Raw genomic sequence first — 15945 nt, forward strand, 5'->3', positions numbered from 1 at the left:
CTATGAAATCGGAAGATAAGAACAAAGAGATTGATATTAACGAGGTGGCTATCACTTTAGAGGTGGCTGGTGATGTGATTGACAAGGTTCGCAGTGGTGAGGTTACACACATTGCATTACAGATTAACGAAAATAATCAGAACATGATCCTTGAGAATATTGATGGTCATCTGGTGTTGGTTGTTGATGATATGCCAACAACATTTCACGGCTGCTATCTATATAATAATGGTGTGTTTCCATACGCTATAAAGAGCTCATTAAGTTTCTTAGTCCTTGATGGCGGTGAAGACGATTGCCTAACACGCATTATCAGCGTTGACACAGAACCTGGTACCCGTTTCAATTTTCAAGGGAATGGCAAACCCATCGTGGAAGATTCCAACGGCGACAGCTGTATATGGGAAGTGAGTTTTGAAGTGTTGCCTATGCCTACAGAACCTCGACATTATCTGATGCGGTGGAATCCTTCTATCAGTTCCTTCAAAGAGAAGGATTATAAGGAATGCGTAGCAAATCTGGAACATGGCATGTTCCGCATGAACTGGAGCATCTACGAGTGGGAAGAGGCTCGAAGGGGTGACTACTTCTATATGTTGCGCACTGGTGACTATAAGGCTGGCATTGTGTTTAGCGGACAGTTTATCTCTGACCCCTACCCTTCTGAAGACTGGGCTGGATCAACCAAACGAAGGATGTATGTGGATATAATCTGTATGGATCCGACTGACCCAAGAGAAATACCGCGCATCTCGCTTGAAAAACTTAAAAAGGAGATTCCTGGATTTGATTGGTCGAAAGGTCACTCTGGTGCTCTGTTGCCAGAAGACGTTGTTAAGAAGTTGGATGAATTAGATAACGAGGAAGAAGATGATGATTCTCCATTAGCTAACTGAGGGAAGAGATCTCTCGACTGCGCTCGAGATGACAGGATGAGGTTCTGTCGAGATGACAAACCATGCTCTGTAATGGCAGCCTACGGCTTCCCCATCAAGACCATGACCGAGAGCCAGTGCGTGGCCGAACTCTTCAAGCTCTACCAGCAACTCACGAAATAAAATAGTTGGCCAATAACTTGCAAGTTACAAATTAAGTTCTTATCTTTGCAGTGTTAAACAGTCTGAGGACTATCCAATAGGCTAATAAATATGATTATTATGAGAATACTGGGAAAATGGGGAATGGCCGCCACCTTGGTTTGCTGCGGACTTTTGTTCCTGGCATGTGACGGCACGCTCCTCATCCAGCCAGCCACCGCCAAGGCATATTGCGACCGCTCCTGGGATTTCCCCTATAAGATTGATCACGAAGACCTCTGTTTCCGTCTCTTTACTGAGGCAGGCTTCGAGTGGGGCGGTGACTGGACTACACGTAAGGACTACCAGCACTTTGAGCTCATAGAATAAGCGACAGGCTTTTGCCGGGATGACAGAAGGTCATGGCCGGACGAAGCGCTTGGGCATTTCGACGGTCTTGGTGCTGTCAGCACCGTTGCCACGGGTGTAGCTGCGATATCCATTATAGTCGAAGCCCCAACGGTAATTGTAGTAGTTTGGACGGTCTACGCAGTAAAGCTCAAACTCCACATCATTACCGCCATCGCTGATATAGCCCCAGAAACGGCTGCTGGTGAGATGGTAGTCGCGGATGGCCAGCGATGAGCCTTCCTCAACAAAGTTGACATAGATGGTACCATAGTCCACTCTCCAGTTGATGTGATTGGCTACATAGTCCCAAGGGGCATCGCTGTAGTAGTCCACCCAGTATCCGCTACCGCTTGAGTAACGGCTGGGATCCTTGAGGAATGTGATCTCGGTATAGGTGGCATCGTATTCACGGCCGTCCCACTTGCAGGCGATATACATATTACCCTTCCAGGTGCCTTCGAGGGTGTTTGCGATTCTCTCGTCCTCGCAAGAAGTGAGAGATATGGTCATCAGTCCCATCACGGCCATCATCATCATTGTGTACAGCTTCTTCATAACTTTACCCTTTCTATCATTTAATTGGTTCGACATTCATTTATTATTTCTGGTGCAAAGGTAAGAAGATTTTCCCATACGCACAAGTGAAAAACCCTAAACATGGGTGGGGTTTTCCCTAAACCTCTATCATACAAGAAGAGGATATGCCTATGGTTGGGCATACCCTCTTCTTGGATAAGTTCGAAACGCTTTTATCCTCCGAAGTTGTCGTACATGATGCTCTCCGGATCGACGCCGAGAGAGTCGAGCATGGAGACGACGGCCTTCGACATGGGGCCAGGACCACACATGTAGTATTCGATATCCTCGGGAGCATCGTGGTCCTTCAGATAGGTGTTGAGCATCACCTGATGGACGAAGCCCGGAGTGTACTTCACGCCAGCAGCATCGGCTGCGGGGTCTGGACGGTCGAGGGCCAGGTGGAAGTGGAAGTTGGGATACTCCTTCTCCAAGCCCAGGAAGTCGTCGAGATAGAACACCTCGTTGAGCGCGCGGGCACCATAGAAGTAGTGCATCTCGCGATCCTTGGTGTGCAGCGTCTTGGTCATGTGCATGATCTGTGCGCGGAGCGGAGCCATACCGGCACCACCACCAACCCAGATCATCTCCTTCTTCGAGTCGAAGTGTGGGTGGAAGTCGCCGAAAGGACCACTCATGATCACCTTGTCGCCAGGTTTCAGCGAGAAGATGTAAGACGAGGCGATACCGGGGTTGACCTCCATGAAGCCACTCTTGTCGGCCTTGAACGGCGGGGTGGCGATACGAACGGTGAGCATGAACACATCACCCTCGGCAGGATAGTTGGCCATCGAGTAAGCACGAATGGTGGGTTCGGGGTTCTTACACTTCAACGGGAAGAGTCCGAACTTCTCCCATGAAGGCAGATACTCGTCACCAATGAGCGACTTGTCGAAGTCCTTGTCGTAGTCGATGCAGTCGAAGGCAGGAATCTTGATCTGTGCATACGATCCGGGCAGGAAGTCCATGTGCTCGCCAGCAGGCAGCTGCACCTTGAACTCCTTGATGAAGGTTGCCACGTTCTTGTTGGAGATGACGGTACACTCGTACTCCTTCACGCCGAGGATTGACTCGTCGACATGGATCTTGAGGTCGCCCTTCACCTTGCACTGACAACCCAGACGCCAGTGGTCTTTGATCTGCTTACGGGTGAAGTGAGGCTTCTCAGAGTCGAGGATCTCGCCCCCACCCTCAAGTACCTGTACCTTACACTGTCCGCAGCTGGCCTTACCACCACAGGCAGAAGGCAGGAAAATGCCATTCTGGTTGAGCGTAGCCATCAGGTTGTTACCCTGAGGCACGTTGAGCACCCTGTCACCATTAACTGTAATATTCACGTTTCCTGAGGGCGACAGGTATTTCTTTGCCACCAACAGGATAATCACCAGCAAGATGATTACCAGGAGGAAAACTCCTATGCTATATGCTATAAACTGAGCCATATTTTTACTTTTTTACCTTTTTACTTTTTTACCTTTATATGTTCAGTCCAGAGAAACACATCATCGCCATAGCCATGAGGCCTACAGTGATAAACACGATACCGAGGCCCTGCAGGGGCTTGGGTACATCCGAATACTGCATCTTCTCGCGGATGGCACCCATAGCCACGATGGCCAGTGCCCAACCGATACCAGAGCCGAAGCCATAGACGACGGCATCGAAGATAGAGGTGATGGCCTGCGAGTTGCTGGGATCCATGAGGATGCGCTGCTGCATGAAGAGCGAAGCACCCATGATGGCGCAGTTAACGGCAATCAGCGGCAGGAAGATACCGAGGGCGGCATAGAGCGAGGGCGAGTACTTCTCGACCGTCATCTCCACCAGCTGCACCATACCGGCAATCACAGCGATAAAGAGGATAAACGACAGGTAGCTGAGGTCGACACCCTCTACAAGGCAATCAGGACCCAGCACCTTGGTCTGCAACAGATAGTTAACGGGAACGGTCACCGTGAGCACGAAGGTCACAGCAAGTCCGAGGCCCAATGAGGTCTTCACCGTCTTCGACACAGCAAGGTAGGAACACATGCCGAGGAAGAAGGCGAAAATCATATTGTCGACAAAAATCGACCTAAACAGTAATGATATTGCGTGTTCCATAACTTACTTCTCCTTATAAAAATATGCACGATGTACCCAAATCACACAACCCACGAGAATCAGCGCCATGGCTGGCATCGTCATCATACCGTTGTTCACATAGCCGAAGTCATAGCAGGCATCAGGAATGATCTGGAAGCCCAGCAGTGAGCCGCGGCCCAGCAGTTCACGAACAGCACCTACGATAACCAGGATCATAGCATAGCCAAGACCATTGCCCACACCGTCGAGGAACGAGGGCCAGGGCTTGTTCTGCATGGCAAACGCCTCGAGGCGGCCCATCAGGATACAGTTGGTAATGATCAGACCTACATACACAGAGAGCTGAACGCTCACGTCGTAGGCGAAAGCTTTCAGAATCTGAGACACGATGGTTACGAGAGCAGCCACAACCACCAGCTGCACCACGATACGGATGCGGTTAGGAATGGTGTTGCGGATGATAGAGATAATCACATTCGCAAAGGCGGTGATGACCGTCACAGCGAGACCCATCACGATGGCAGGCTTCAACTGCGAAGTCACAGCCAATGCCGAGCAGATACCCAGTACCTGGCCCAGGATGGGATGGTCGAGGTTCAACGGATTGGTAAAAACCTCCTTATTTTGTTTACTGAATAATGCCATAGTTTACTCCTCCTCTGCTTTTGGTTCAACGACTGTAGAATCGGCAGGCTCTTTGGTGCACATCATCTTCACAAAGAGTTCGACGGCATTCTTTCCTGCGTCCTTCAGACCAGCCTTGATCATATCATTCACACCATTAGAAGTCAGCGTGGCACCCGTCACGACATCAACCTGAGTCGTAGGATCCTCCACTTTCTTCACAATAGAGATAGCCACATCCTGAGTGCCATCGACGAAGACCTTCTTGCCGATGAATTTCTCCTGCCATTCCTGAGAGTCCTTGATCTCGGCTCCCAAACCGGCAGTCTCACTTTCATGGTTGAAGTAAGCACCATAGACGGTAGGTGTCTCATCGCCATGGATAGACATGTAACCACTGATGCCGCCCCAGAGTCCCATACCCTTCAGAGCAACCACGAGGATATCCTCACCGTCGATCTCGCACAGGTAGTATTTCTGTCCGTCCTTCTCGCCTTCTTCCTTCACTACCTCAGCGTATTTGGCTTCTGCCTCAGCACCATCGAGGTCGCGGATGTTCAGCGAGTAGAGTATCTGTTTCTTCACATCGAGGGCCACATTAGCATCCTGCATAGGCTTTAAGGCCTGATAGACGAATGCTAACAGGAAGGCCACAATGACCACGAGTATCGCGCTATATATAATAATGTACGCGTTAGAATTTGTATTTAGCTTGCTCATAATTTTCAATTTTCAATTATCAATTTTCAATTAAGAGTTGCCTCTTCTCTTTAAACGTTTCGAGATATTGCGCTCAACGATGAAGTGGTCGATCGTAGGCGCGAACATGTTACCAAAGAAGATGGCGAGCATCATACCCTCAGGATAGCCGGCATTCATCACACGGATGATGATGGCCATCGCACCAATCAGGAATCCATAGATAAACTGTCCGGTGGTTGTGCGGCATGAGGTGACAGGGTCGGTAGCCATGAACACGGCACCGAAGGCAAAACCACCCAGCACAAAGTGATGCCACCAGGTCATCGACTGGCCCGTCTGCTCAAAGATGATAGCCATCAAGGTACCACCCACGAATACGCTGAGCATGGTGCGCCAAGAGGCAATGCCCATCCACAGCAGGAGAACGGCACCGATGGCGATGGCTATGACGGAGGTCTCACCGATAGAGCCAGGGATAAAACCACAAATCATGTCGCATATAGAAGCGTCGGGGTTGACACCCTGAGCCATCTGTCCGAGCGGTGTGGCTGCGGTGAATCCGTCGGGCAGGTCGTTACCCAGTCCGAAGATAGAGCTCTGGGCCACCCAAACGGTATCACCCGTCATCTTCGACGGATAGGCGAAGAAGAGGAACATACGTGCGGCAATGGCAGGATTGAAGATGTTCATACCCGTGCCACCGAAGATCTCCTTACAGAAGATGACGCTGAAGGCGCAAGCCAGAGCCAGCATCCACAGCGGACAGCCGATAGGAATAATCAACGGGATAATGATACCTGAAACGAGGTAACCCTCCTGGATCTCCTCACCCTTCCACTGGGCCCAGGCAAACTCAATACCCAGACCTACAATGTAGCTCACCAGAATCTTTGGCAGTACAGCGAGGAAACCATAGCAGAAGATCTCGCAGAATGAGGCAGAAGCCAGCGTTCCTGCAGCGAGATAGTTCTGATATCCGATATTGTACATACCGAACAGCATGGCAGGCATCAGGGCGATGACCACCATACTCATAATGCGCTTCGAGTCGATGGCGTCGTGAATATTGACACCCGACTTGGAAGTATCGTTAGGCACAAGCGCAAACGTCTCAAAACCGTCGAAGACACTGCGGAAAGCATGCAGTTTGCCGCCCTCTTCGAAGCTTGGCCTCATCTTGTTAAATAAGTTTCTTATAGCACTCATGTCTTTATGCATTTTCTTTACGTAAAATGTTCAGTCCTTCACGCACAATGCGCTGCAACTCTAATTTAGAGCTATCCACAAACTCGGCCAACGCAAAGTCCTCAGGACTCACCTCATAAATGCCCAGCGCCTCCTGACGGTCGATATCGCCAGAGATGATCGCCTTGATGAGGTATTCACCGTAGATATCCATCGGCAGCACCTTGTCGTACTCACCGCTCATGATCATGTGGCGCTCACCACCCTTTACACGGGCATCGAGGGCATACGATTTCTTGCCACAGAGCCAAGAGAAGTAGCTGCGACTGACAGAGAACTGCTTGAAACGAGGCAGAATCCAGCCCAGCGTCTCGTCGGCATCGTCACCCTCAGGGATCACGGTAATCTCAGAGGTGTGGGCTCCCAGGAAGCCTTCCTTGGTGGTGGGCTTGCCTGTCAGCACATTACCATTGATAATGCGGACACTCTTCTGCGCGTCGTAGCTGTTGGAGAGCAATGTAGAGAGCTCTTCGCCAACAAGCATATCAACATGGGCAGGGCTCTTGATCTCACTACCACAAAGGGCTACCGTACGCTTCAGGTCAACCTTACCGGTATTAAAGAGGCGTCCGATGAAAAGCACCACCGTTGGGTCGCCGACAGTCCATACCACCTCACCCTTGTTGACCGGATCAAGATGGTTCACCTGCACACCCACATTGCCAGCAGGGCACTTGCCTTCGAAAACGGTCACCTCAACATCCTTCGCGCCTTCGAGTTTGGAACCAACGCCTACACCCAGATAGGTCTTTGCAATCTTAGAGAGTGCCGTCAGACCCGTCTGGAAGTCCTGCTCCTGACCCGTCACCTCGTACTCGAAGTCACAAGCCAGCGGTTTGTCTCTCAGGGCGGAAACAAAGATGGCCTTAGGCATCACCGTCGGATTCGTCGACACAGCATAGGGCAGCTGGTTGATGTAGCCGAAGATGCCAGCCTCGAGAAGCGCGTCAATGACAGCCTTACCGTCGAGTTTGGAAACATCCTTTTTGCCGAAATCCACATAACTCTGCTGGGCATCGGCATCAACCTTCACACAGAGTACTTTCCTACGTTCACCACGCACCACGGCACTTACTGTACCGCTGACAGGCGAGGCAAACTTCACTTCGGGATACTGTTTGTTGACAAACAGCGCATCCCCGGCCTTGACAGCATCGCCTTCTTTGACAACGACCTTCGGAGTAACACCCTCGAAGTCATCCGGCACCAGTGCATACTTGCCATTTGACTTCAACTGGATCTTCTTCTCCTCGGCTTTGCCCTGAAGGTTAATGTCTAAACCTTTGTGTAACTTAATTACATTTGCCATTTATTGAGATATTAAGAATAGTTGCGCAAATCGATGGCAAAATTAATAAAAAATTAGTAGACAAAACCAAAATTTCGGAAAAAAATGCCGAAATACCAATAATTTGTAGTATTTTTGCCTCGTGAAGCTATTCAAACGGTTCGTCAGCTGGACGATTTGGGGCATCATCGGTCTTAATCTGATGCTCATGGGAATCTCCCACATCCCCGCAGCGCAACGCCATATAGGCTCCTTTGTGGCCAGTATGGTAGAACGTGAATTGGGTACACGCGTCAAAGTGGGGCGCGTTGACCCAGGCTTCCTCAACCGTATCATTATCGAAGACCTCACCATCTGGGATCAGAATGAGAAAGAGATGGTTCGCGTGGCCCGTCTTTCCGCAAAGATCGACATCGGGCCATTGGTAACTGACGGAAAAATCTCCATTTCATCGGCACAACTCTTTGGTGCCCACCTCTCACTTTATCGCCGAAACGCCCAGGCGAAGCCCAACTTTCAGTTTGTACTCGACTCTCTCGCCTCGAAGGATACTACGAGCCATACCCCACTCGACCTACGCATAAACACCCTGATCATGCGACATACCAATGTCAAATATGACCAGTTAGACGTGGCTCGTACAGACGGTAAGTTCAATCCTGCCCATTTAGGCATCAGCGACCTCAGTGCCAACATCAGCCTACGCACCTTAACAGACGATTCACTCAACGTCAGCGTCAAACGTCTCGGTTTCATCGAGCAATCAGGCTTCACCCTCTCGCGCCTCGGCTTTCATCTCGAGGCAGGCCGTCAGCAGGCACGACTCTCACAATTCGACCTCGAGATGCCCAGCAGCCAGCTTCACATCGACACCCTGCAGGCTACCTACTTGCTCGACAAGAATGGCCTGAAGAAAGGTTCACTTACCTATCATGGGATTATTAACAACACAAGCGTAACTCCCTCAGACCTAAGATGTTTTGAGCCATCGCTAAAGAATTCGCAGAGACCTATCGTCCTTACTGCCGACTTCAGCGGTACAGACTCAGGGCTCAGTCTTAAACAGCTCATCGTCAGCACAGAACAGCGTGATATCGACATCCGTGCCAACGGATGGATTCAGAACTTCAGTCCACAAGCCTCTTGGCATCTGCAGCTCGACAACCTAACCTTTGCCGACACCAGTCTCGACTTCCTCACGAAGGCTATCCCCCAGTTACCGAAAGAACTTACCCGCATCGGCAGCCTCCAGATGAGCGGTATCTGTGACCGTTCGCCTCAAGGCTCTGGAACCTTGAAGACATCCATCCGCTCAGGTATTGGCAATGTCGACATACAGTTGGATATGAATGACAGTCAGGCTTTCAGCGGACAGGTAGAGACAGAGGGTATCAACCTGCGCCAATTGCTCGACAATTCCAAGTTAGGCAACTTAGCCACGAAACTGACCGTCAGCGGACAACTTCACGACAAGCAGAAGCCCGATGTTGCCATCGACGGCACCATCCACCATCTCGACTACGACGGCTACGCCTTCAATGACATCGCACTTGGCGGTCAGTATGCCCAAGGAGCCCTCACAGGCCATATCGCTGCTGAAGCAGCAAATATCAAGCTCTCCGACCAATGGGACGGCGTTACGATGGGAGGCTATCTCTTGGCCGATTTCACTGGCCACAACCTCAACGACCTCCAAGGCGAGGTGCACATCAGCAACTTCAGCCTTAGTGCCACCGAAAAGAAACCCGCCTATTACCTCGACCACCTCGACCTCTCCTCCAATTTTGATGAAGGCATCCACTTCCTCAAGCTGAATAGTGACTTTGCCGAAGCCGAGGTGAGCGGACAGTTCGACTATGCCACGTTGCTGCAGAGCATCGTCAGTGCTTTAGGCTCGAAGCTTCCCACCCTGCCAGGACTACCGAAATACAGCCGACAGAGCAACAACAACTTCGCCCTACACCTTCTCGTCACTAAGACCGACTGGCTGCATCGCTTCCTCAACATCGATCTCGACTTGCCTAAGCCCGTCTTGCTCGAAGCACGCGTGAACGACAAGACCCACGAACTCTACCTCGACGGCCACATGCCCGCCTTCACCTACAACGGCACACGCTATGCCGATGGTATCATCCGTATCACCTCACCCGTCGACACCATGAAGTGCGAGGCCAGCATCACCACTTTCACGGACAATGGTCATAACCTTGGTCTTAAACTGCTCGCAAACGCCAGTCAGAACAATCTCACCACCACCCTGCGCTGGGACAACCACTTCCCGGAAAAGCAGATGAGCGGTGAGTTCAACGCCATCATGCAGCTCTACCGTAACCTCGCTGACAAGCCCGAGGCTCATGTGCGCGTACAACCCTCACACATCATCCTTAATAACAGCACCTGGAACGTAGAGCCCTCCGACATCATCTACCACGACAGCTACCTACTCGTCGACCATTTCTCACTGCACCACAACCAGCAGCATATCATCATTGACGGCATCGCCTCGAAACATGAGAACGACTCACTCACCGTCGACCTCAACGAGGTGGAAGTAGGCTATATCCTCGACCTTGTCAACTTCCATAGCGTTGAGTTCAGCGGGAAGGCCACAGGGCGCGCCCATGCCTCGTCGCTACTGGGTAAGTTTGCTGCCAATGCCGACCTCCGCGTCGACGACTTCAAGTTCGAGCGCGGCCACATGGGTGTGCTACATGCGAAAGCCAATTGGAACCAGGAGCTCGAGCAGATAGACATCAACGCCGTTGCTGATGACGGTCCAGACGCCAAGACCCTCATCAACGGCCATGTGTCACCCATCCATGAGAACATTGACCTCGCCATTGAGGCTCAAGGCACTGCCATCGCCTTCATGCACAACTTCACCAGCAGCTTCCTCACCAGCATCGATGGCCACGCCATTGGCAATGCCCGTGTAGCGGGTCCGCTTGACAACATCAACCTCACAGGCCAGATCATCGTTACCGATGGCGAAGCTACCGTGACGCCACTCAACACCACCTACACGCTGAAAAACGATACTGTCGTGATGATTCCTGATGATATCCAACTGCGCCATATGGCCCTCTACGACCGCGATGGTCACGAGGCATTCCTCTCTGGCGGCATCCATCACGAACATCTTACAAGCCTCACTTTCGACCTCGAAGTTGAAGCCGAGAACTTGCTGGGCTATGATTTCGGTGACTTCGGTGACAGCTCGTTCTATGGCACAGTCTATGCCTCGGGCAATGTCGATATCCACGGACGTGACAACGATGTCACCATCAACTGCAACGTCACACCCCAACCCGGCTCTGTCTTCGTCTACAATGCTGCGAGTCCTGACGCCATCTCCAAGCAGGAGTTCATCGAGTGGGAATCGAGCACCACTGCCTCAGGCACTATTACGAAGACAGCTCCCGCCCGTGCCTCGGATACCGATATCTACATTAACTTCCTCATCAACGCCACGCCAGAGGCCACCGTGCGCCTGCTGATGGATGCAGCCACCAACGATTACATCACCCTTTACGGCGATGGCACCATCCGCGCTTCATTCCACAACAAGGGTGCATTCAACATGTTTGGCACCTATACCATTGACCATGGAACCTATGGTATCACCATCCAGAACATCATCAAGAAGAATTTCACCTTTAACCCAGGCGGTACAATCATCTTTGGTGGCGATCCTTACGACGCGGCCCTCAACCTGCAGGCCGTCTATACCGTCAACGGTGTAAGCCTTTCCGACCTCAATATCGGCAACTCGTTCACCAACAATACTATTCGCGTGAACTGTCTGATGAATATTGGCGGCCAGCCAAATGCCCCACAAGTAGATTTTGACCTGGAAATGCCCACCGTCAATGCCGACGAGCAGCAGATGGTGCGTTCTGTCATCAACGGTCAGCAAGAGATGAACCAGCAGGTGCTCTACCTTCTCGGCATCGGACGATTCTATAATCAAGGTAACAACAACAGCAATAGTGAGCGCCCAGATCAGACATCACTGGCCATGCAGAGCTTCCTCTCTGGCACGCTCTCCACGCAGATCAACACCCTGCTGAGCCAGTTTATCAAGAACGACAACTGGAGCTTTGGCGCCAACATCTCCACAGGCAATGAAGGCTGGCACAATGCCGAGTATGAAGGCATCATCAATGGTCGTATGCTTCATAACCGGCTACTCTTCAACGGACAGTTCGGCTATCGTGACAATGCCACCCAGGCCAATCCTTCATTTATTGGCGACTTCGATGTACAGTACCTGCTGTTGCCCAACGGTAATCTTGCACTGAAAGTCTACAACCAGACCAACGACCGTTACTTCACGAAGTCGAGCCTCAACACACAGGGCATCGGTCTCATCATGAAGAAAGACTTCGATGGTTTCGGTGATTTATTCTCTTCAAAGAAAAAGAAGAAAAAAAGAGAGAAGAAATAGTCCTTCTCTCCTCAACTGCTTCCTATATAGAGGAACACCATTCCCAACAACACCAGCGCCAAATCGACGACCTTCGCCTTCAGGTTACGCTCATGGAAGAACCATGCCCCGAAGAGGAAGCTCACAATCACGCTACCTCGTCGAATCATCGACACAATCGAGATCATCGCCTCGGGCAGACTCAGGGAATAGAAATACATAAAATCAGCCATAGAGAGGAAAACACTCACCCCTAAGATCGACCACGACCAGTGGTACGGTGTCGTCTGCTCATGCTTCGGCCACCACAGCAGCCACAGCATAACGCCCATCATCGCGCACTGGTAGATGTTATACCACGACTGCACCATCATACGATCCAGTCCAACACCCCCGTTCTCCACGGGCGCCATCAGATACTTGTCATAGAGCCCACTCACGGCTCCCAGCAGCGCCGCTCCCACAATCATATAGATCCAGTGGTCGTGCTTGAAGTCGATACCCTCCTTCTTGCCACTACGGCTCAGCATCAGAAACGACATCACAGCCATCAACACACCAATCCATTGCCACACGTTCAGTCGCTCACCAAAAAACAAGAGAGCACCCACCAACACCATCACAGGCCGCGTAGCGTTGATAGGCCCCACAATCGTCAGAGGCAGATGCTTCATGCCAAAGTAACCCAAAATCCAACTCGACAGCACGATGAACGCTTTCAGCAAGATATATTTGTGCATTTCCCAGCCACCACTCGCTGTATACAAAATGGTGCCGTCGAGCACAGTCGTCGTACCGCTCAGAACGATAAACGGCAGAAAAATCAGACTCGAGAATAGCGTATTCAAAAACAAAACAGGAATCACCGCATTGCCCTTCAACGCTTGTTTCTTCAGAGAATCATAGCAGCCCAACAGAGCTGCAGACATAAAAGCTAGTATCAGCCACATCACTAATATTCTATTTTTTCAAGGAACAGCGCATTACCGGGCATGCTCTCGCCAGCCTCCGTGCGCCGCTTACCTTCTATCACTTTACAAAAATCTACGAGTGAGAGTCGTCCACGACCCACATCGATCATCGTACCCACTACGGCCCGTACCATATTCCTCAGAAAACGGTTTGCTGTAATACGGAAATACCATGTTGTTGGGGATGTCTGAACCCAGCGCGCTTCTGTAACGTGGCAGAGCGTGGTCTTCACATCAGCTCCCGCCTTGCAAAAAGCCCCGAAGTCGTCATAACCCGTCAGCAGCAGCCCTGCCTCGTTCATCTTCTGGAAGTCGAGTGGATAATGTAGCTCACACGAGTATGCCCTACAAAACGGATCTTTCGTCGTATGAATATAATAGTGATACGTGCGCGAGGTGGCCGAGAATCTCGCATGCATCTCCTCGCTGACAGGTTCCACTTTCTCTACCGCAATGTCATAAGGCAGCAATCGGTTCAGCTTATATGTCAGCTGTGTGCAATCCAAGGCTCCGTCATAGTCGAAGTGCGCCACCATCATACGCGCATGTACCCCAGCGTCCGTACGACCTGCACCTGTCACACCTATCTCTTGGCGCAACAATGTCGACAACGCCCCTTGCAGTCTCGCCTGCACCGAATCGCCGTTGGGCTGTATCTGCCACCCATGGTAGCGTGTCCCATCATAGCTAAAAGTAACAAAATATCTCATTTCCAGCTACAAAGAATCTCCCCTTTCTATGCTTCACCTTTAGGGAGTTCGAAAGGCGCGATGCCTTGGGGTTGTTGTTCAGGAATGCGGATGGGACCAAATGCATTTTCATAGCGCATGATATTCTCTTGAAGAGCACCAAGAAGACGTTTAGCGTGCTCAGGAGCAAGGATGACCCGACTCTTAACCTGGGCCTTGGCGACGCCTGGGAGGACGCGGGCAAAGTCGATGATGAAGTCACTACTTGAATGGGTAATAATGGCGAAGTTGGCATATTCTCCCTGCGCCACATCCTGTGGAAGTTCCAGTTGCAGCCCTTGCTGCTGGTCGTTTTGTTCTTTCATACCTACTCTATTTATTCATAATTTGGGTGCAAAATTAGGGAAAAGTTTTTATTATCCAAAATAAAACGTGTATAATTTTGTATTTCGACAGAATTGCACTACCTTTGCAATATGATATTCTATTTTTCAGGTACAGGCAATACGCGCTGGGTAGCTGAGCAGATAGCCAAGGGCATCGGCGAGGCGTTGCTATCCATCCCCGACATGATCAGGGAAGGACGCAATGAATTTGAGTTGCGCGAAGGGGAAAGAATCGGTTTTTGTTTTCCCACGCATGGGTGGCAAGTGCCAAGGATATGTAGGAACTTTATCCGCCAGCTGTCACTGAAGAATAAAACAAGTACGACATTCTGCTGGGGACTTACCACCTGTGGAGACAATACAGGTGAGACAATGACTATTCTGAATAAAGAATTACAAGCAATAGGACTACAGGCGGAAACGGTTTTCTCTGTGGTGATGCCTGAGAGTTACGTATGTCTGCCGTTTATGAAGACGGATCCTGAGGACCGCGAGCGTTGGAAGATTGAGAATGCGGAACGGCAGTTGTACCACATCATCAGTATCATCAAGGACTGCAAGAGAGGCATCGAGGAGCTGGAGAAAGGGGCCACTCCCCGACTCTACTCATACGTTATTGGTGCTTACTTCAATGCACGAATGGTTACAGACAAGAAATTCATGGTAGATCCGGATGTATGTATCCAGTGCGGCAAGTGCGCGAAAATATGCCCTGTGGACAACATAAAAGGTACACCGCCGAAATGGATTCATAACGGGAGGTGTACCTGTTGTCTGGCGTGCTATCACTATTGTCCAACCCATGCGATTAATTACGGAAAAATCACAAGGAAACGAGGACAGTACTATTTCAATAAACGCGTGGACCAAAGATAGAGGTGCCAATGCGCACCATTGTGGAGTGGGTATCGATGGCGATGAGATAGTCGTCGCTCATACCCCACGAGCGTTCACAGAAAGCATCATCATCGTTAAAATATTTCTCCTTAATTTCTACGAAGAAATCGGCAGCAGTCTGCATCTCGCGACGGATCTGGTCGCGGTTATCAGTGAGCGAGGCCATCATCATAAGACCACAAATCTGTACGTGTTGCATCTCTTTCCATTCACCGTCTGCGAGAAGCTCACGACATGCATCAAGGGTAAGACCATATTTGGTGGCTTCTTCAGCGATATGGAGCTCAAGAAGCACCTTGACAACCCGACCACAACGTTCAGCCTGGCGATTAATCTCTTTTAGGAGCTTTAGAGAGTCAACAGCCTCTATCATAGACACATATGGAACGATATACTTCACCTTGTTAGTCTGCAGGTGGCCAATAAAATGCCACTCAATATCCGAAGGTAGTGAATTATGTTTCTGACGGAGTTCCTGTTCGTGGCTCTCACCAAAGACACGCTGACCTTCCTCATAGGCGGCCATAATATACTCGTTGGGGTGATACTTGGAAATTGCCACAAGGCGTGTACCCTGTGGCAATGTGTCGAGTATTTGGTGCAAATGCCCTTTAACGTCGTACATAATT

Annotated in this window: 16 protein-coding genes; 5 read left to right on the forward strand and 11 right to left on the reverse strand. The window is 50.5% G+C overall.

What is annotated here, in order from left to right:
- Positions 1-2 precede the first annotated feature (2 nt).
- The 3 genes from BMY16_RS03675 (at position 3) to BMY16_RS15790 (ending at position 1406) form a co-directional block, all read left to right on the forward strand.
- Positions 3-896, forward strand: a complete 894-nt coding sequence (locus BMY16_RS03675) for a hypothetical protein (protein WP_091840161.1) — start codon at positions 3-5, stop codon at positions 894-896.
- A 36-nt stretch (positions 897-932) separates the two neighbouring features.
- Positions 933-1058: a hypothetical protein gene (locus BMY16_RS15910; RefSeq protein ID WP_262987318.1), complete on the forward strand. Its 126-nt coding sequence runs from the start codon at positions 933-935 to the stop codon at positions 1056-1058.
- Positions 1059-1157: 99 nt separating this feature from the next.
- A complete protein-coding gene (locus BMY16_RS15790) occupies positions 1158-1406 on the forward strand; it encodes a M15 family metallopeptidase (RefSeq protein ID WP_244512869.1) in 249 nt (82 codons plus the stop codon).
- 30 nt (positions 1407-1436) lie between these two features.
- On the opposite strand, the gene BMY16_RS03685 is transcribed toward BMY16_RS15790, so the two are convergent.
- From BMY16_RS03685 to BMY16_RS03715, 7 genes are all read right to left on the reverse strand, one after another.
- The gene (locus BMY16_RS03685; protein ID WP_139207113.1) at positions 1437-1982 is read right to left on the reverse strand and encodes a hypothetical protein; all 546 of its coding nucleotides are present in this window, start codon (positions 1980-1982) and stop codon (positions 1437-1439) included.
- A 194-nt stretch (positions 1983-2176) separates the two neighbouring features.
- Positions 2177-3445: an NADH:ubiquinone reductase (Na(+)-transporting) subunit F gene (gene nqrF, locus BMY16_RS03690; RefSeq protein WP_091840164.1), complete on the reverse strand. Its 1269-nt coding sequence runs from the start codon at positions 3443-3445 to the stop codon at positions 2177-2179.
- Between the two features lie 34 nt (positions 3446-3479).
- Positions 3480-4106: an NADH:ubiquinone reductase (Na(+)-transporting) subunit E gene (nqrE, locus tag BMY16_RS03695; RefSeq protein ID WP_091840166.1), complete on the reverse strand. Its 627-nt coding sequence runs from the start codon at positions 4104-4106 to the stop codon at positions 3480-3482.
- Between the two features lie 3 nt (positions 4107-4109).
- On the reverse strand, positions 4110-4733 hold the full coding sequence (locus tag BMY16_RS03700; RefSeq protein ID WP_091840167.1) for an NADH:ubiquinone reductase (Na(+)-transporting) subunit D: 624 nt from the start codon (positions 4731-4733) through the stop codon (positions 4110-4112).
- Between the two features lie 3 nt (positions 4734-4736).
- Entirely contained in the window at positions 4737-5432 is a 696-nt protein-coding gene (locus BMY16_RS03705) for an FMN-binding protein (RefSeq protein ID WP_091840169.1), read from the reverse strand.
- Between the two features lie 30 nt (positions 5433-5462).
- Positions 5463-6620: an NADH:ubiquinone reductase (Na(+)-transporting) subunit B gene (locus BMY16_RS03710; protein ID WP_091840525.1), complete on the reverse strand. Its 1158-nt coding sequence runs from the start codon at positions 6618-6620 to the stop codon at positions 5463-5465.
- A gap of 4 nt (positions 6621-6624) precedes the next feature.
- Positions 6625-7968 carry a Na(+)-translocating NADH-quinone reductase subunit A gene (locus BMY16_RS03715; protein WP_091840170.1) on the reverse strand — a complete coding sequence of 448 codons (1344 nt, stop codon included), beginning with the start codon at positions 7966-7968 and terminating at the stop codon, positions 6625-6627.
- Positions 7969-8089: 121 nt separating this feature from the next.
- Here BMY16_RS03715 and BMY16_RS03720 point away from each other — a divergent pair, with 121 nt between their 5' ends.
- On the forward strand, positions 8090-12394 hold the full coding sequence (locus tag BMY16_RS03720; protein WP_091840172.1) for a translocation/assembly module TamB domain-containing protein: 4305 nt from the start codon (positions 8090-8092) through the stop codon (positions 12392-12394).
- A gap of 11 nt (positions 12395-12405) precedes the next feature.
- On the opposite strand, the gene BMY16_RS03725 is transcribed toward BMY16_RS03720, so the two are convergent.
- From BMY16_RS03725 to BMY16_RS03735, 3 genes are read right to left on the reverse strand one after another with little or no spacing between them, the layout of a single operon-like run.
- Positions 12406-13323, reverse strand: coding sequence for a DMT family transporter (locus BMY16_RS03725; protein ID WP_091840173.1), 918 nt, complete (start codon positions 13321-13323; stop codon positions 12406-12408).
- 2 nt (positions 13324-13325) lie between these two features.
- Complete coding sequence (gene truA / locus BMY16_RS03730) at positions 13326-14054, reverse strand: tRNA pseudouridine(38-40) synthase TruA (protein ID WP_091840175.1); 729 nt, start codon at positions 14052-14054, stop codon at positions 13326-13328.
- Positions 14055-14080: 26 nt separating this feature from the next.
- The gene (locus BMY16_RS03735; protein WP_091840176.1) at positions 14081-14398 is read right to left on the reverse strand and encodes a DUF3467 domain-containing protein; all 318 of its coding nucleotides are present in this window, start codon (positions 14396-14398) and stop codon (positions 14081-14083) included.
- Positions 14399-14509: 111 nt separating this feature from the next.
- Between BMY16_RS03735 and BMY16_RS03740 the strand changes: the two genes are divergently transcribed.
- Positions 14510-15295, forward strand: coding sequence for an EFR1 family ferrodoxin (locus tag BMY16_RS03740; protein ID WP_091840178.1), 786 nt, complete (start codon positions 14510-14512; stop codon positions 15293-15295).
- Here the strand turns inward: BMY16_RS03740 and BMY16_RS03745 are convergent.
- A complete protein-coding gene (locus tag BMY16_RS03745; RefSeq protein ID WP_091840180.1) occupies positions 15270-15941 on the reverse strand; it encodes a YggS family pyridoxal phosphate-dependent enzyme in 672 nt (223 codons plus the stop codon). The two genes, BMY16_RS03740 and BMY16_RS03745, sit on opposite strands and share 26 nt — an antisense overlap.
- Positions 15942-15945: the final 4 nt, after the last annotated feature.

Source organism: Prevotella sp. ne3005, from assembly GCF_900110085.1.
Classification (GTDB): Bacteria; Bacteroidota; Bacteroidia; order Bacteroidales; family Bacteroidaceae; genus Prevotella.